The 15,988-nt window shown below is 61.3% G+C and carries 14 protein-coding genes and 1 tRNA gene; 5 read left to right on the forward strand and 10 right to left on the reverse strand.

The window, feature by feature from the left end; translation table 11 throughout:
• The 10 genes from surE to alaC form a co-directional block, all read right to left on the reverse strand.
• On the reverse strand, positions 1–804 hold the full coding sequence (gene surE, locus ACO9S2_RS06080; RefSeq protein ID WP_423721565.1) for a 5'/3'-nucleotidase SurE: 804 nt from the start codon (positions 802–804) through the stop codon (positions 1–3).
• A 132-nt stretch (positions 805–936) separates the two neighbouring features.
• Positions 937–1,013 (reverse strand) — tRNA-Pro (locus tag ACO9S2_RS06085).
• A gap of 76 nt (positions 1,014–1,089) precedes the next feature.
• Positions 1,090–1,440, reverse strand: coding sequence for a MerR family transcriptional regulator (locus ACO9S2_RS06090; RefSeq protein ID WP_423721057.1), 351 nt, complete (start codon positions 1,438–1,440; stop codon positions 1,090–1,092).
• A gap of 44 nt (positions 1,441–1,484) precedes the next feature.
• Positions 1,485–1,760, reverse strand: a complete 276-nt coding sequence (locus tag ACO9S2_RS06095; RefSeq protein WP_423721058.1) for an integration host factor subunit alpha — start codon at positions 1,758–1,760, stop codon at positions 1,485–1,487.
• Positions 1,761–1,903: 143 nt separating this feature from the next.
• On the reverse strand, positions 1,904–3,553 hold the full coding sequence (gene cimA / locus ACO9S2_RS06100; protein WP_423721059.1) for a citramalate synthase: 1,650 nt from the start codon (positions 3,551–3,553) through the stop codon (positions 1,904–1,906).
• A gap of 60 nt (positions 3,554–3,613) precedes the next feature.
• Entirely contained in the window at positions 3,614–4,855 is a 1,242-nt protein-coding gene (locus ACO9S2_RS06105; protein ID WP_423721060.1) for an aspartate kinase, read from the reverse strand.
• A 4-nt stretch (positions 4,856–4,859) separates the two neighbouring features.
• Positions 4,860–6,071, reverse strand: a complete 1,212-nt coding sequence (gene apgM, locus ACO9S2_RS06110) for a 2,3-bisphosphoglycerate-independent phosphoglycerate mutase (protein WP_423721061.1) — start codon at positions 6,069–6,071, stop codon at positions 4,860–4,862.
• Between the two features lie 17 nt (positions 6,072–6,088).
• On the reverse strand, positions 6,089–7,147 hold the full coding sequence (gene thrC, locus ACO9S2_RS06115; RefSeq protein ID WP_423721566.1) for a threonine synthase: 1,059 nt from the start codon (positions 7,145–7,147) through the stop codon (positions 6,089–6,091).
• A 4-nt stretch (positions 7,148–7,151) separates the two neighbouring features.
• Positions 7,152–8,465 carry a homoserine dehydrogenase gene (locus ACO9S2_RS06120; RefSeq protein ID WP_423721062.1) on the reverse strand — a complete coding sequence of 438 codons (1,314 nt, stop codon included), beginning with the start codon at positions 8,463–8,465 and terminating at the stop codon, positions 7,152–7,154.
• The gene (alaC, locus tag ACO9S2_RS06125; RefSeq protein WP_423721063.1) at positions 8,462–9,658 is read right to left on the reverse strand and encodes an alanine transaminase; all 1,197 of its coding nucleotides are present in this window, start codon (positions 9,656–9,658) and stop codon (positions 8,462–8,464) included. Before alaC ends, ACO9S2_RS06120 begins: the two co-directional genes overlap by 4 nt.
• Positions 9,659–9,950: 292 nt before the next feature.
• Between alaC and ACO9S2_RS06130 the strand changes: the two genes are divergently transcribed.
• From ACO9S2_RS06130 to mutS, 5 genes are all read left to right on the forward strand, one after another.
• Positions 9,951–10,664 (forward strand): pyridoxine 5'-phosphate synthase, encoded by a 714-nt coding sequence (locus ACO9S2_RS06130; RefSeq protein ID WP_423721064.1) that lies wholly within the window; start codon positions 9,951–9,953, stop codon positions 10,662–10,664.
• 132 nt (positions 10,665–10,796) lie between these two features.
• A complete protein-coding gene (locus tag ACO9S2_RS06135; RefSeq protein ID WP_423721567.1) occupies positions 10,797–12,350 on the forward strand; it encodes an NAD(P)H-hydrate dehydratase in 1,554 nt (517 codons plus the stop codon).
• Between the two features lie 4 nt (positions 12,351–12,354).
• A complete protein-coding gene (tsaE, locus tag ACO9S2_RS06140) occupies positions 12,355–12,954 on the forward strand; it encodes a tRNA (adenosine(37)-N6)-threonylcarbamoyltransferase complex ATPase subunit type 1 TsaE (RefSeq protein WP_423721065.1) in 600 nt (199 codons plus the stop codon).
• Positions 12,951–13,295 carry a LapA family protein gene (locus ACO9S2_RS06145; protein WP_423721066.1) on the forward strand — a complete coding sequence of 115 codons (345 nt, stop codon included), beginning with the start codon at positions 12,951–12,953 and terminating at the stop codon, positions 13,293–13,295. The genes tsaE and ACO9S2_RS06145 overlap by 4 nt, the downstream gene beginning before the upstream one ends.
• Positions 13,288–15,936 (forward strand): DNA mismatch repair protein MutS, encoded by a 2,649-nt coding sequence (mutS, locus tag ACO9S2_RS06150; RefSeq protein ID WP_423721067.1) that lies wholly within the window; start codon positions 13,288–13,290, stop codon positions 15,934–15,936. The genes ACO9S2_RS06145 and mutS overlap by 8 nt, the downstream gene beginning before the upstream one ends.
• The last annotated feature ends 52 nt before the right edge of the window (positions 15,937–15,988 follow it).

The raw sequence follows: 15,988 nt of genomic DNA on the forward strand, positions 1-15,988 counted from the left end.
TTACCCCTTTCGCCCAGCCGCGGCGCGCACTCGCTTCTTCGGATCCGCCGGCTTTGCCTGGATCATCGGCACCCAGGCGCGAAACCGATCCAGCACGGCATGGTCCGTACTGTCCAGGCGGATCGGCGTAATGGAGACGCGCCCCTCCTCGATCGCTTCATGGTCGGCATCCCGGCTCCGGCTCCACGAGATGCGCGTGCCCGCAATCCAGTAATACTTGCGCCCGTGCGGGTCGAGCTTCTCGATGATCGGGTTGTCGAAACGCCGCCGGCTCAGGCAGGTCACGCGTACGCCCTTGATCGAACGCTGAGGACGATTCGGCACATTCACGTTCAGCAACGTTTCTTCCGGCAAGCCATGCGCAAGGACCAGACGCACAACCCGCGCGGCATACTCCGCCCCGACGGAAAACCGGAACGAGTCCCGCCCCTCCTGCGACACCGCAATCGACGGAATGCCCAGAATCGTTCCCTCCATGGCCGCAGAGACGGTGCCCGAATACAACACATCGTCTCCGAGATTCACTCCTTTGTTGATTCCCGACACCACCACGGCGGGCGGCTTCGGCATCACTTTGAGCAAGGCCAGGTTGACGCAATCGACCGGAGTGCCGTTGACGGAAAAAGTGCGCGGCGCGAGCCGATGCACACGAAGCGGTTTATGCAGCGTGACGGCGTGCGCCACGGCCGTGCGTTCCCGATCCGGCGCGACGACCCACACCTCGCCCAGCGCAGCCAGCGCCTCGGCCAGAGCCGTCAGACCAGGGGAGTGGATCCCATCGTCATTCGTCACCAGAATGCGCATCGTGATCGAGTCACAAAAAAAGCTGCGCGAGGCAGCTTTTCCCATCCGTGCCGGACTGTCTCTTGGACGGCAGCGAGGCTTCGATGGCCCGGCTGCCGTACGTGCTTCGGTTCGGCTTGTGTAACTGAAAATTGGTCGGGGCGGCGGGATTTGAACCCACGACCACTCGCACCCCAAGCGAGTACGCTACCGGGCTGCGCTACGCCCCGACATGTTCTTATGTGCTGACCGGCCCTATTGTCGCTTGGGAAACCATGGAAAGGCAATGGGAAATGACGGGATCGACTATCGATTGTTCGATTCGAGGATTTTCACGATTGCCTGAAGATCTCCCCTGAGTTTCTTGGCCATTTCCTTCGCACTGAGCGGCCGTGAGGCGGCCCGTCCGCGTCTGACCCAATATCGCTTGACCCCTTCCAGCGTATGCCCTTCCTCGTACAGCATCCGCTTGATTTCGAGCACGGTCTCAATATCCCGTTGAATGTACAGACGCTGGTTGCCTCGGCTTTTCTTGGGTTTGAGAAAGCTGAATTCGGATTCCCAGAATCGAAGGACGTACGCAGGAAGCTTGGTCAGCCGACTGACTTCCCCGATTTTGTAGAAGACCTTGCTCCCCAGCCTGGGTTCAGTCCCCATGACCGGCCCTCACGGTGCGGTCCATGTTGGAGATAGGGTGCCCGTTACGAATTGACGTACTTCTTAAAGACTTGGCTAGGCCGGAACGTAACCACACGCCGCGGGGTAATCCCAATTTCTTCTCCAGTGCGAGGGTTCCGCCCTTTGCGCGATCCCTTGCTCCGAACGACGAAGTTGCCGAATCCTGCGATCTTGACCGAGTCCCCCTTTTGCAGCACACCTTTCAGAAGATTCAACACGAGCTCGACGATATCCGCTGCTTCATTTTTTGAAATACCGACCTGCTTGAAAATCTCGTTCGCGATATCAGCCTTCCTCATGCCACCCCCCTACGCAACCACTGCACATTCCCGTTCACAATTTCCCTCGAAACTGTTCTTCATGTACGGAAAGTTTTGCTTAAGTTACGTGAGGTTATGAAGTCTGTCAAGAATAAATATCAAGATCTTCGGAGGACGGATGGCTAATCTTTCGCTAGGAGCTTGTACTCGATGCTATCGGCCAGCGCCTGCCAGGTGGCTTCCATGATGTTCTCCGACACCCCCACCGTTCCCCATTTGTCCTTGTGGTCGCCGGACTCGATGAGGACGCGCACCTTCGATTCCGTTCCCTTATTGGCGGCCAAGACCCGCACTTTATAGTCGAGCAGCTTGACCTCGCGCAGTTGAGGATAGAATTTCTCCAAAGCCTTGCGCAGCGCATGGTCGAGGGCATTCACAGGACCTGCGCCGACCGCAGCGGTATGCTCGATCACCCCCCCGACTTTGACCATGACCGTTGCCTCGGACAAGGGTGCGCCCGTCTCCTGTTTCTTTTCCACGATGACCCGGTATCCCAGCAACTGGAACGACGGCTTGTGGGTTGCCATCGCTTTGCGCATCAAGAGCTCGAAGGATCCCTCGGCCCCCTCGAACTGGTAGCCCTGATTTTCGTGGTCCTTCAGGGTATCCACCAATTCTTGAAGTTTGGCATGATCCTTCGTGAGTTTGATGCCGTAGGCTTCGAGCTTTTCCAAGAGGCCGCTGCGCCCCGCGTAATCCGAGACGAGCACCCGCTGGCGGTTGCCCACCAGGGCCGGGTCGATATGCTCGTAGGTCGCCGCATTTTTCAGCACCGCATGAATATGGACGCCGCCTTTGTGCGCGAAGGCGGAATCGCCCACATACGGCTGGTGCTTGTTGGGCATATGATTGGCAATCTCCGTCACAAAGCCGGAGACCGTCTTCAGATGACTGAGCCCGTCGTTGAGCGCAGGCCGGCGCATCTTCAATTCGAGATTGGGAATGATCGAACAGAGATTGGCGTTGCCGCATCGCTCCCCGATGCCGTTGATCGTCCCCTGCACCTGCACAATGCCGGTTTCAATCGCGATCAGCGAATTCGCCACCGCCATTTCGCAATCATTGTGCGCATGGATGCCGAGCGGCACCGCACATTCGCGCCGCACCACTTCGCAAATCTCCCGGATTTCCCAGGGCATCGTGCCGCCGTTCGTGTCGCAGAGAATCACCCGTTCGGCGCCGGCTTCAACGGCTTCGCGGACGGTGTTGAGCGCATATTCCGGATTCGTCTTGTACCCGTCAAAGAAGTGTTCGGCATCGTAGAAGACCCGCCGCCCTTTACTCTTGAGATAGGCGATGGAATCACCGATCAATTCGAGGTTCTTGGCAAGCGAAATGCCCAGCGCATCGGTCACGTGCAACGACCAGGTTTTCCCGAACAGCGTGATCGTCTTCGTCTCCGCCGCGAGCAGCGCCTTGAGATTCGGGTCTTTGCTGACTGAATTGCTGGCTTTCCGCGTCGAGCCGAAGGCAATGACGGACGCATGTTTGAACGGGATGGCCTTGATCATCCGGAAGAACTCGATGTCTTTCGGATTCGCCCCCGGCCAGCCGCCTTCGATATAGTGCACGCCGAGTTCGTCCAGCTTCTGCGCGACACGCACCTTATCCTCAGCCGAAAAGCTCACATCTTCGGCCTGCGCCCCATCGCGGAGCGTCGTATCGTAAATTTCCAGGGCGGCGGTTCGCTCGGCGGACAGTCGCGGGACGACGAGCGTCTTCCGTTCGTCTGCCTGACGGGCATTCCGGGCCTGTGGGGATTGTTTAGCCATAGCTTAATACCCTAACAAGAGGCACTGCGATCTGTCGAGACGTGTCACAACGCGGGGCCTTTATTTCGCCGGATGGTCTCCCTGGGAAACCTGATCGAGGCCGAACGCCGAATGGAGCGAACGCATCGCCAACTCAAGGTACTTCTCATCAATGACGCAGGAAATCTTGATCTCCGAGGTGCTGATCATCAGGATGTTGATCCCTTCACGGGACAACACCTCGAACATCTTCGCCGCCACACCGGAATGCGAACGCATCCCTACGCCGATCAGCGACACCTTGGCGATCGCTTCCGTGATCGACACGGACTTGGCTTCAATATCCTTGGCCACGCTTTGAATGATCGGCGTCGCCTTGCGCAAATCCGCGCGGGGAACGGTAAACGAGAGATCGGTCAGCGAATCCTGCCCCATGTTCTGGATGATCATGTCGACATTGACATGGGCCTGCGCCACCGGCCCGAAGATCCGCGCAGCGATGCCCGGCTTGTCAGGGACGCCGACTATCGTAATCTTCGCTTGATTCCGGTCGCCCGTGACACCGGCAACCGCGACCGCTTCCATATCCGCATCTTCACGTGTCACGAGAGTCCCCTTTCCTTCTTTGAAACTCGAATTGACCTCGACCGGGACATTGAACTTCGCCGCGAATTCGACCGACCGGGTCTGCAACACCTTGGCGCCGAGACTGGCCATTTCCAGCATTTCTTCATAGGCAATCTTGTCGATGCGCCTGGCCGCCGGCACCACGTTGGGATCGGCGGTGTAGACGCCGTCCACGTCGGTGAAGATAATGCAGCGATCGGCTTTCAATGCCGCGGCCAGCGCCACGGCGGAGAGATCGGATCCTCCCCGGCCCAGCGTGGTCACATCCGACTGCGCGTTGATCCCCTGAAACCCCGCCACGACGGGAATGATGCCTTGGGCCAGCGCCTCACGCAACCGATCCGCCGTGACGCGGGCAATCCGGGCCTTGGTATGGGCGCTATCGGTGATGATGCCGACCTGCCGTCCTGTGAACGATCGCGCATTGATGCCGCGGCCCCGCAAATCCATCGCCAGGAGCGCAATGGTCACGCGCTCGCCGGTGGAGAGCAGCATGTCCATCTCACGCTCATCCGGCATCGGGGTGGCTTCGTGAGCCAGCTTCACCAGTCGATCCGTCTCGCCACTCATCGCGGACAACACCACCACAACCTGATCGCCCGCGCGATGAGCCTGCGCGACGCGATCCGCCACTCTGTGGATCCGCTCGATGGTGCCCACCGACGTCCCGCCATATTTCTGAACGATCAACGCCACCCAATTACCCCTTGGCAAATAGCTTGGTTGCAAACTTCGTGGCGTCCCGGACCGGAGCCTTGGACGCCTGGGCATCGGCTTCCGTAAAACGCCGCCCCGCTGCGGGTGCGCCGCTGCCGGTGCCCTCGCCGAACGCATAGAACGCCTGCCCCCGCCGGCCTTCACCATGATCGCACAACACGACAAAGCGGTACGGCCCCATTTTCCCCAACCCTTCGAGAAGGGGACCGACCAGCTCGCGGTCAAACTCTTCAATGCCCTGAACATTCGCGTTGAGATCGGTCCCATGCACCACGGCGTCAGCGAGTTCGGCGTGCAGATAGACAAAGTCTTTCCTGGACAATTCCGCCAGCGCCACGGCGGCCCTGGCCTTCAGTCCCCCGTGTTGAAGCGTGGATGGATCAGGCGCCTCCAACCCCGCACAAATCCCGACGCCGCGATACACATCGCTCGACGTGACGACGGAACCGGACACCTGGAATCGCTCGGCGAGGCTGGGCCAGAGCGCGGCACGGCCTTCACCCCAGAGCCATACGCAATTCGCCGGCTTTTTGCCGGCCGCCATCCGCTCCTCATTGACCGGATGATCCCGCAAGATCACATAGGAGGCATCCATCAATTTTTTCAGAATGTCGGCCCCGTCCCCCGTCGGCAGAGAATCGGCGATCGTACGGCCATGCACGAGCTGCGGATCGACACACACAGCCCGAGGCTTCCCGTTTACCCACACCATCACATGACGGTGGCCGGCGCCTGGGTAGAACTGAATCGTCTCGGACCCCAATTGTTCGTTGATGGCCTCAATCAATTCCCGCGCCTCGTCCGTCTCGATCAGCCCGGCGGTCGCATCGTCCATGACGACATGCGGCCCCAATTTCTTGATCTCCGCGCCGACCTGGCCGCCCTCGGGTTTCAACGTCACCATGGTGCAGCGGTAGACCACATCGTGCTCGGTGACCGACACCCCGAGACTCGCCGCCTCGAAAGGGCCGGGTCCTTGATAGTACTTTTTAGGATCATAGCCGAGGATCGCGGTCCCGCTGAGTCCGCTTCCATGGCGGCTCCCGTCGGCGGCGGTCGCCAGAAGGCCCAGTTCACCGATTTGCGCCAGCCGATCGAGGTGCGGCGTGGCGGCAGCCTGCAAAGGAGTCCGCCCGCCCAGCTCTTCGCGGGGCTGATCGGCCATTCCACCGGCATGAAGAATCACATATTTCATAAGTCATCCGACAGGCGTCATGCGTTTAACAAACGGGCGACATCTTCGCGCGTCGCCTTGACAGTCAGCGGCGGTTTGGATATCCCGATGGCCGTATCGGCGTCTTTCAACCCGTGACCGGTCAGCGTACAGACCACCGTCTCCCCTTCCCGCAGCTTTCCCGCGCGGCCCAATTTCGTCACCCCGGCCACCGACGCAGCCGAAGCCGGCTCGCAAAAGACCCCTTCGGTCGCCGCGACCAGCGAATAGGCCTGGAGAATTTCCTCGTCCGTCACCATGTCGATGGCCCCCGACGATTCCTCGACCGCCTTGGACGCGGCGGCCCAGCTCGCCGGGTTCCCGATACGGATCGCCGTGGCAATCGTTTGCGGCTGCTCCACGATGCGACCGAGCACCATGGGAGCAGCGCCCGCGGCCTGGAACCCCATCATGCGCGGAAGCTTGGTCGTCTGATTGGCCCCCCGATACTCTTGATAGCCCTTCCAATAGGCCGTGATGTTGCCGGCGTTGCCGACGGGAAGCACGTGCAGGCCCGGCGCATCGCCCAGCTGATCGCAGACTTCGAAGGCCGCGGTTTTCTGACCTTCGATGCGGAACGGATTGATGGAATTGACGAGCTCGATATGATGGGTGAGGGAAAGATCTTTGACGATCGTGAGCGCTTGATCGAAATTGCCTTCGATCTGGATAACAGTCGCCTGATGCATCATGGCCTGAGACAATTTCCCCAGGGCAATTTTCCCCGCCGGGATCAGGACATAGACGGCCAGACCGGCTCTCGCTCCATAGGCCGCGGCCGAGGCCGAGGTATTGCCGGTGGACGCGCACATGACGGCCCGCGCCCCTTTCTCGACGGCCTTGGAAATGGCCATGGTCATGCCCCGGTCTTTAAATGAACCGGTCGGGTTGGCGCCTTCGAATTTCAGATAGAGATCGACGCCGGGGGCGATGGCCTTGGCCAATCGTGAGGCCTGAATCAACGGCGTATGACCCTCTCCCAGACTGATCACCGGAGTCTTCTCCGTCACCGGGAGAAACTTCCGATATTCCTCAATGATGCCGCGCCAACGAGTCATCTGATCACTCATCCTTCCCTTCCACCCGAATCAGCGTCGCCGGTTCCGACACAAAAGCCTTGCGGTTGATCTCACGGAGCGCCGCCTGAACATCCCGCTCCTGCGCCATATGCGTCTTGATGACCACCGGCACGGTCTGGCCCTCTCGCCGGCCCTGTTGCAACATCGAGGAAATGCTGATTCCGCACCGGCCCAGCTCCCCCGCAATCTGCGCCAACACACCGGGGCGATCCACCACCATGAAGCGCAGATAGTAGAGCGAACTGATTTCCTCGATCGGCTTCATCCGGATCGGCCGGCGCTGGTCCCGCTGGAACGAGGCCGGCGGCACGCGCCCGGCAGCCCCTTTCAACAGATTGCGCCCGATGGCGATCACGTCGCTGACGACGGCGCTGCCGGTCGGCATCGATCCCGCCCCACGGCCATACAACATCACATCCCCCACGGCATCGCCGACCAGCTGAATCGCGTTGTAGACCCCGTCCACCTTGGCGATCGGATCGGCCATCGGCACCATGGTCGGATGGACTCGGGCATCCACTTCCCCATCGACGAGCTTGGCAATGCCCAGCAGCTTGATCGTGTAGCCAAACTCTTTGGCATAGGCAATATCGGTCGGCGTGATGTGCGTGATGCCTTCGGTATAGATATCTTTGACGTTCACCGGCGTGCCGTAGGCTAACCCCACCAGAATAGCCAGCTTGTGCGCCGAATCGATCCCGGCCACGTCAAAGGTCGGATCCGCTTCGGCATAGCCGGCTTGCTGCGCATCCTTGAGGATCGCGTCGAAGCTCTGACCCTCGTGCGTCATCCGGGACAGAATGTAGTTTGACGTGCCGTTGATGATGCCGTAGATCGACTCAATGCGATTCGCCGCCAACCCTTCCGTCAGAGCCCGGATGACCGGAATCCCGCCCCCGACACTGGCCTCGAACCCCAGATCGACGCCCTGGCGGGAGGCGGCCTCGAAAATTTCCTCGCCGTGCAGAGCGAGCAACGCCTTGTTCGCGGTCACGACATGCTTGCCGGCGGCAATGGCCTCGAGGATAACGCGCTTCGCGAAGTCATACCCGCCGACCAGCTCGATCACAATATCGATCGCCGGATCGGTCAGTACCTGCCTGGCATCCGTCGTGAGTACGCCGGCCGGCACAGCGACGCCGCGATCGCGCGTGATATCGAGATCGGCGATCCGGAGCAACTCGACCGGCACGCCGACACGGCGGCTGATCAGCGCCGCGTTCTCGAACAACACCTTGGCAACCCCGGTGCCCACCGTTCCAAACCCGATGAGACCGACTCCGATACGAGACTTCATTCTTCCGATCCTTCGAGCTTCAGAGCCTTCTTAATCCCCCGCACGGCCTGACGCGTCCGGTGCTCATTTTCAACCAGGCCGAACCGCACGTATTCATCGCCCCCTTCACCGAACCCGATGCCGGGGGACACGGCCACCTTGGCCTCGCGCAACAGGAGCTTGGAGAACTCCAAGGACCCGAGATGCCGGTAGGCCTCGGGGATCCGCGCCCAGACAAACATGGTCGCGAGCGGCTTGGGCACCTCCCACCCGATGCGGTTCAACCCGCCGACCAAGACATCCCGCCGTTTCTGATAACGGAGCACCGTCTCTTTGACGCAGTCTTGCGGACCATTGAGCGCGATGACGCTCGCAATCTGAATGGGCTGAAAGATGCCATAGTCGAGATAGCTCTTGATCTTGGCCAAGGCCCCGACCACTTCACGATTGCCGACGCAGAATCCCACCCGCCAGCCCGGCATATTGTAGGCCTTGGACAGGGTATAAAACTCCACCCCGACATCCTTCGCCCCGGGAACCTGCAAAAAGCTCGGCGCCTTATAGCCGTCGAACACCAGATCGGCGTAAGCCAGGTCGTGAATGACGATGACATTGTTTTCTTTTGCAAATGCCACAATCTTCTTGAAGAACCCGATATCGACCACCGCCGTCGTCGGATTATGCGGAAAATTGATCACGAGGATCTTGGGACGCGGGATCGTCTGCCGATACACCCGCTGCAGATCTTCGAAGAAGTCGCTGTCCTGCCGCAATTCAATCCCGCGCACTTCGCCGCCGGCAATGATAAAGCTGTACATATGGATCGGGTAGGTCGGCGTGGGAGTCAGCACGACATCGCCTGGGCCGATCATCGCCAACGCAAGATGGGCGAGCCCTTCCTTGGAGCCGATCGTCACGATCGCTTCCGTCTCCGGATCCAACTCCACATTGTAATTCCGCTTGTACCAGCCACAGATCGCGTGGCGCAGCTTGGTAATGCCGCGTGACGCGGAGTAGCGATGATTCTTGCCCTTGCGCGCCGCTTCGATCAGTTTCTCGACGATATGGGGAGGTGTCGGCTGATCGGGATTACCCATCCCGAAGTCGATCACATCTTCCCCGCGCTGACGCGCTTCCAGCTTGAGAGCCTGAACTTGTGCAAAGACGTAAGGAGGGAGCCGCTTTAACCGATAAAACCCATCGCCCAAACCCATGACAATCCTTTACTGTGAACGGAACCCCACTTCCGGCCGCGCCTCACTCGTCTGAGGGCTCGTCGGCCGTCAAGAAGGGCCTATTCTAATGGAGGGCCTCCGTTGAGTCAATTTGTCTTGTGATTCTGTGGGGTTCCGATCCAAATCCAGATTGAGCCCCTTAAGGGGGTCAACCGGGGCCTGCTGCGCCGCTCAATCTTGCTCCGCCTCGCGCCTTCTGCTAATAATGCCTCGGTTTTCCCCATCACGTACAGGGTGTTCCCCGGTATCCGAACGGTCTCAGGGAGAATTCATGGCCAGGCTGGGCGTCAACATCGACCACGTCGCGACACTTCGCCAGGCCCGAGGCGGAACCGACCCGGATCCGCTGGCCGCCGCCATCCTCGTGGAACTGGCGGGGGCCGACGGCCTCGTCGTCCACTTGCGCGAAGACCGGCGGCACATTCAGGACAAGGACCTGCAGCTCTTGCGGGAAATCGTCCGCACGAAGCTCGATTTGGAAATGGCGGCGGACGAGGCCATGGCGAAGATCGCACTGACGGTCAAGCCGGACCTGGTGACGCTTGTCCCGGAAAAACGGCAGGAACTCACGACAGAAGGCGGCCTCGATGCCGTCGGGCACAAAGACAGGGTCCAGACTATTGTGGCCATGCTGCACGACGGAGGGATCCCGGTCAGCCTGTTTGTCGAACCGGACCTCAATCAGATCAAAGCCGCCCACAAGATCTCGGCGGACTTCATCGAACTCCATACAGGCCGCTATGCCAACGCGACCCGGTCAAAGGAAGCGGATGCCGAGTTTGAAGCCATCACCCAGGCCGCGAAGCTCGCGTATAAATTAGGCATGGGCGTGAACGCGGGCCATGGGTTGAATTACCGCAACGTCAAGCGGCTCACGCATATTCCGGAGATTGTCGAATACAACATCGGGCACAGCATCATCGCCCGTGCCGTCCTCGTCGGCCTCGACCAGGCAGTCAAAGAGATGAAAGCCTTGCTGAGCTAGCCAGCCCGTCGGCGTCGCATTACCCGGGCAGCGGAATCAGGCTATGACGCCACACCAACAGGTCACACCACGCGGATCGCTTCCGACGCCCCCCCGGCTGCGCGGCCACCGTGCCGGCGTTGATCCACAATGATGAAGATTGTCACAGCCGCACAGATGCAATCTCTCGATCGTCGGACGATTGAGGAGGCCGGTGTGCCAGGCACAACCCTGATGGAGCGGGCGGGAACTGGCGTGGTGGCCTGCCTCGAACAACAACTGGGCTCGTTGCGCGGCAAGACCGTCGCGATTCTCTGCGGGAAAGGGAACAACGGAGGCGACGGATTCGTTGTCGGCCGCCTGCTTCACAAACAGCGCGCGAAAGTCCGCATCCTCGCGTTGGCTCCGTTGACAGAATTGAGCCGCGATGCCGCCGCCATGTACCGGCAGCTCGTGCGCGCCGCCGGGAAAACGGCCATCAAACCCTTTGCCTCCGCAAACCAGGCCCGGTCCATCCTTCATGACAGCGACGTCATCGTCGATGCCTTGCTGGGCACCGGACTCTCTTCAGAAGTAACCGGCCGTTACGGTGACGCCATCGATAGCATCAATCAGGCCCGCCGCCTGACCGTCGCGGTCGATCTCCCTTCAGGTATTCACGCCGACACCGGGGTAGTATTGGGGCGGGCGGTAAAAGCCGACCTGACCGTGACCTTCGGCCTGCCGAAGCTGGGCCTGTTCCAGAATCACGGCATCGACCACGCCGGCCGCGTGGAGATCGTCGATATCGGCATTCCACCGGCCTATGTCGATGCCATTGACAGCCGGATCAGCGTGATTACCGCCCCGTTTGTCCGGTCCGTCCTCCCCTCGCGCCGACTCTCCAACCACAAAGGGACCTTCGGCCATGCGGGCATCATCGCCGGCTCAGTCGGAAAGACCGGGGCCGCCGCCATGTGCGCAAAAGCCGCGCTACGAGTAGGAGCCGGGCTGGTAACCGTGGCAATCCCGACAAGCATGAACGCTGTCCTGGAAGCGAAGCTCCTCGAAGCCATGACGATGCCGATGCCGGACACCAAAGCCCATACCTTTGCACGCGCCGCGTGTGATCGCCTGAAGGCCTTTATCACCGCACGAACTGCCGTTGCCATCGGACCGGGGCTCTCGACCCATCCGGAAACGGTGGAGCTGACGCAGGCTCTCATCAAGCAACTCGACCGGCCGGCCGTCCTCGATGCCGATGCGCTGAATGCCCTCGCCGGACGGGCCACCCTGTTGACCGAATGCACGATTCCCCCCATTCTCACGCCGCATCCGGGCGAGATGGCCAGGCTGGAGACGGATGCAACCGTCCAATCCGTCAATGCCGACCGCATCGGCACGGCCACACGCTTTGCCAGAGAACGGGGCGTCTACCTCGTGCTGAAAGGGGCCAGAACCGTCATTGCCAGACCAGATGGCCTGGTGGCGATCTGTCCGACCGGCAACCCCGGTATGGCCACCGCCGGAACCGGTGATGTCCTGACCGGCATGATGGCGGGATTACTCGCCCAGGGCCTGACCTCGTGGGACGCAGCTTGCGCCGCAACGTATCTGCATGGACTCGCCGGCGACCTTGCCGCCGAGGTGAATGGACAAGCCGGCATGATTGCCGGAGATGTGATCGAACAGATTCCCCATGCGCTCAACACTCTTGGTTCGACGTAGCCGCATGTCGATCAGCAGAACGAAGAAGGCCCGCAGGCCTCAGTCCGCGCCTCGTGCGCCGGCCTCAGAGTGGACCCTCGCGCTCTCCTCGCGCGCCGCCACGGAGGCCTTCGGCCGGGCCATCGGACGCGCCCTCGCAGGAGGAGAAACCTTGGCCCTCTCCGGTGAATTGGGCGCCGGCAAGACCGCCCTGGTACGCGGCATCGCCGCCGGCCTCGGTGTGCCGCCAAGCGCGGTGAGCAGCCCGACCTTTGTGCTGATCCATGAATATCAGGGCCGTCTCCCCCTGGTGCATGTGGATCTATACCGGCTTCGCTCCGACGCCGACGCCGAGTCCATCGGTTTAGGCGACTACTTTCAAGGTCACACCGTGACGGCCATCGAATGGGCCGACAAGTTTCCGACGCTGCTCCCTGCAGACCGGCTGGAGATTACGCTGCGGCATAAGAGTCCGACGACGAGAGCAGCGCACCTCCTCGCAGGAGGGCCGCAATCCGCTCGCCTCCTGGAGGAACTCCGACATACCCCTCACCGGGCCCCAACCGTGCCGACGACACAGGCAACACGCACGCACAGCGGAACAGGGAGGCGCCGGCAGCCATGATTCGATTGATTCTCGTCGGCATCCTCCTGCTCCTCTCCCTCGCCTTTTTCCTCCAAAATCAGGAGCAGGAAGTCACCCTCCGCTACTTCTTCGGATTGCTGGAAGCCTCCACGCCGATCTACAAGCCGATCCTCACCGCCTTCGCCGTCGGCTTGCTCGTGTCCGGCATCCTGCTGTTTCCGCCGTGGGTCCGGGGACGGATCGAGCTGCGGCGGAAAACGAAAGCGCTTCAGGAGCTCGAGGTCGATCTTGAACGGGCGCGCCAATCAGTCGAAAAACTGACGGGCCGCGCTGCCTCTCCGCCGCCGACCGAACCGACACAGGACCTCGTCGATGAGTGACCACGATGCCAGCCCGCTCATGCGACAATACCGGGAGATCAAGCGCGGGTACCCGCAGGCCATTCTGTTTTTCCGCGTCGGCGACTTCTATGAAATGTTTTATCAGGACGCGCAGGAGGCCTCGCGCCTCCTCTCCATTGCCCTGACCTCGCGGGACAAAAACAGCCCGGAGCCGGTCCCGCTCTGCGGCGTCCCGTACCATGCCGCCACCGGCTATATCGCCAAGCTGCTCAAAGCCGGACGCACCGTCGCGTTGTGCGAGCAGGTCGAAGACCCGAAACTGGCCAAAGGGCTGGTACGGCGGGAAGTGGTCCGTCTCTACACGCCCGGCACGCTCGTGGAGACGGAGTTTCTCTCGCCGGTCGAGTCGAACTTCCTGGCCGCCGTCTCTGTTGGAACCACCGCCAAACACCAGCCGGTGATCGGCCTCGCCATGCTCGAGGTGTCGACAGGGGAGTTTGTGGTGACCGAGTTTCAAGGCGATCAGGCCTCCTCGCAAGTGCTGGACGAATTGGCCGGGCTGGAGCCTCGCGAGATCCTCTTCAGCCCTTTGCCGGATCGAGAGAATCAGTCGTGGCTCGACCAGATCCGCAACGCCCGGCTCTGCGAGCGCTCGGCAGCTTCGTTCGACCAACAGCGGGCTGCGCGGCTGCTCCAGGACCAATTCCACGTCCACTCCCTGGACGCTTTCGGCTGCCAGGGGCTGACGGCGGGCATCGGGGCGGCAGGCGCGGTGCTGGACTATTTTCGTGAGACGCAACCGACGGCCCCGCTCGATCATATCCGCCGGCCGCGCGTGCGCCGCACAACGGACGCGATGCATCTGGACAGCGTGACGATTCGGAACCTTGAACTCCTCAAGCCGATGGGGGCGCTGGAAGAAGGGCCGGGAGCGAAGCCGGCCACTCTCTTATCGGTGCTCGATCGAACCGTGACGGCAATGGGCAGCCGGCTCTTGCGCCAATGGCTCGTGCGACCCTTGATTCACTGTGACGCCATCAGGGCCAGGCTGGACGCAGTCGGAGAACTCAAAGATTGCATGCAGGCGCGCGTCGCCTTGCGGTCGGCGCTGCGGGACGTCCAGGACATCTCCCGCCTCAGCGGACGGATCGTTCTCGGTGTGGCAGGCCCTCGTGAAATTCTGGCCCTGAAGCAATCGCTCGCGACCTTTCCGGAAATCGCCGCGCAATTGCAGTCACTTTCGAGCCCCCTGCTGGTGGAGGCGCGCTCATCCTGGGACGACGGGCGGGACCTCTACGAACTGATCGAACAGGCGATCCAAGCGGATGCGCCCCTTTCGGTGCGGGAAGGCGGCGTCATTCGCGAGGGCTATCATGCGGAAGTGGACGAGCTCCGGAAGGCCGCCAAGGAAGGCAAGCACTGGATCGCCGCGCTGGAGGCAAAAGAGCGAGAGCGCACCGGCATCGAATCGTTGAAGGTCCGCTACAACCAGGTCTTCGGCTACTACATTGAAATCACCAAGGCGAACCTGGCCCGCGTGCCGGCCGACTTTATCCGCAAACAGACGCTGGTCAACGCCGAGCGGTTCATGACTCCTGAGCTGAAAGGGCTCGAAGAGCGGGTCACCGGCGCCGAGGTGAAACTCCTGGCGCTGGAACAGGACCTGTTTGCCCAACTGCGCATACGGCTGGCGGAACAGGCCAACCGGCTCCAGGAGATGGCGGGCAAGCTGTCCCTGATCGACGTGCTGGCGGGCCTCGCCGAAACCGCCGCGCTCAATCAGTATACAAAACCGGTCATCGACGAAAGCGGTGCCATTGACCTTCGCGGGGGCCGCCACCCCGTGGTCGAGCGGCTGAGCGAAGACATGGCCTTCGTTCCCAACGACACGCAGTTGAATCTGGAATCGCACCGGCTGCTGATCCTCACCGGGCCGAACATGGCGGGAAAAAGCACGTATCTCCGCCAGGTCGCCTTGATCGTGCTGCTCGCCCAGATCGGCAGTTTCGTGCCGGCGGCGGAAGCCAGGATCGGCATCGTGGACCGCATCTTCACCAGGGTCGGAGCTTCGGACAACCTGGCCAGCGGCCACAGCACGTTCATGGTCGAAATGGTGGAGACCGCCACCATTCTCCATAGCGCCACGGTGCGCAGCCTCATTCTGCTGGACGAAATCGGTCGGGGCACCAGCACCTATGACGGACTCAGCATCGCCTGGGCGGTCGCGGAGTATATCCACGACCGGCGGCATCTGGGCGCACGGACCCTCTTCGCCACGCATTACCACGAGATGACGCAGTTGGAGCAGCAACGGGAAGGAATTAGAAATTATCGAGTCGATGTCCGAGAAGTGGACGGGGACGTAGTCTTTCTCCGGAAAATTGTGGCCGGCGGGGCCGACCGCAGCTACGGCATCCACGTGGCCAGGCTGGCAGGTCTCCCGGAATCGGTCATCGGCCGCGCCCGGGATGTGCTGGCCCAACTTGAGCAGCCGGAGGCGACGACGATTCAGCAGACCAAGCCGGCCCAGCACACCACACCGCCGCTCCCGCAACCGCACGCCATCGTCGAAGAAGTCCGGCAGATCGATCTCTTCTCCATGACGCCCCTGGACGCCCTCAATCGCCTCGCCGAGCTCCAGCGGAAAGTCTCGCCCACGGCGAAACAGCCCGGGTCCTGATCACGGCCCTTGATGCCCGGTCCCAGTTAGTCAGATAATACCGGCCTGCGAG

The organism is Nitrospira sp. NS4, from assembly GCF_049546785.1.
Lineage (GTDB): Bacteria > Nitrospirota > Nitrospiria > Nitrospirales > Nitrospiraceae > Nitrospira_D.

Coding starts and splice junctions, on each gene's coding strand:
- ACO9S2_RS06135 (WP_423721567.1), top strand. CDS start 10,797: ATGAAGATTGTCACAGCCGCACAGATGCAATCTCTCGATCGTCGGACG.
- surE (WP_423721565.1), bottom strand. CDS start 804: ATGCGCATTCTGGTGACGAATGACGATGGGATCCACTCCCCTGGTCTG.
- tsaE (WP_423721065.1), top strand. CDS start 12,355: ATGTCGATCAGCAGAACGAAGAAGGCCCGCAGGCCTCAGTCCGCGCCT.
- apgM (WP_423721061.1), bottom strand. CDS start 6,071: ATGAAATATGTGATTCTTCATGCCGGTGGAATGGCCGATCAGCCCCGC.
- thrC (WP_423721566.1), bottom strand. CDS start 7,147: ATGACTCGTTGGCGCGGCATCATTGAGGAATATCGGAAGTTTCTCCCG.
- ACO9S2_RS06090 (WP_423721057.1), bottom strand. CDS start 1,440: ATGGGGACTGAACCCAGGCTGGGGAGCAAGGTCTTCTACAAAATCGGG.
- alaC (WP_423721063.1), bottom strand. CDS start 9,658: ATGGGTTTGGGCGATGGGTTTTATCGGTTAAAGCGGCTCCCTCCTTAC.
- mutS (WP_423721067.1), top strand. CDS start 13,288: ATGAGTGACCACGATGCCAGCCCGCTCATGCGACAATACCGGGAGATC.
- ACO9S2_RS06095 (WP_423721058.1), bottom strand. CDS start 1,760: ATGAGGAAGGCTGATATCGCGAACGAGATTTTCAAGCAGGTCGGTATT.
- ACO9S2_RS06130 (WP_423721064.1), top strand. CDS start 9,951: ATGGCCAGGCTGGGCGTCAACATCGACCACGTCGCGACACTTCGCCAG.
- ACO9S2_RS06145 (WP_423721066.1), top strand. CDS start 12,951: ATGATTCGATTGATTCTCGTCGGCATCCTCCTGCTCCTCTCCCTCGCC.
- ACO9S2_RS06120 (WP_423721062.1), bottom strand. CDS start 8,465: ATGAAGTCTCGTATCGGAGTCGGTCTCATCGGGTTTGGAACGGTGGGC.
- cimA (WP_423721059.1), bottom strand. CDS start 3,553: ATGGCTAAACAATCCCCACAGGCCCGGAATGCCCGTCAGGCAGACGAA.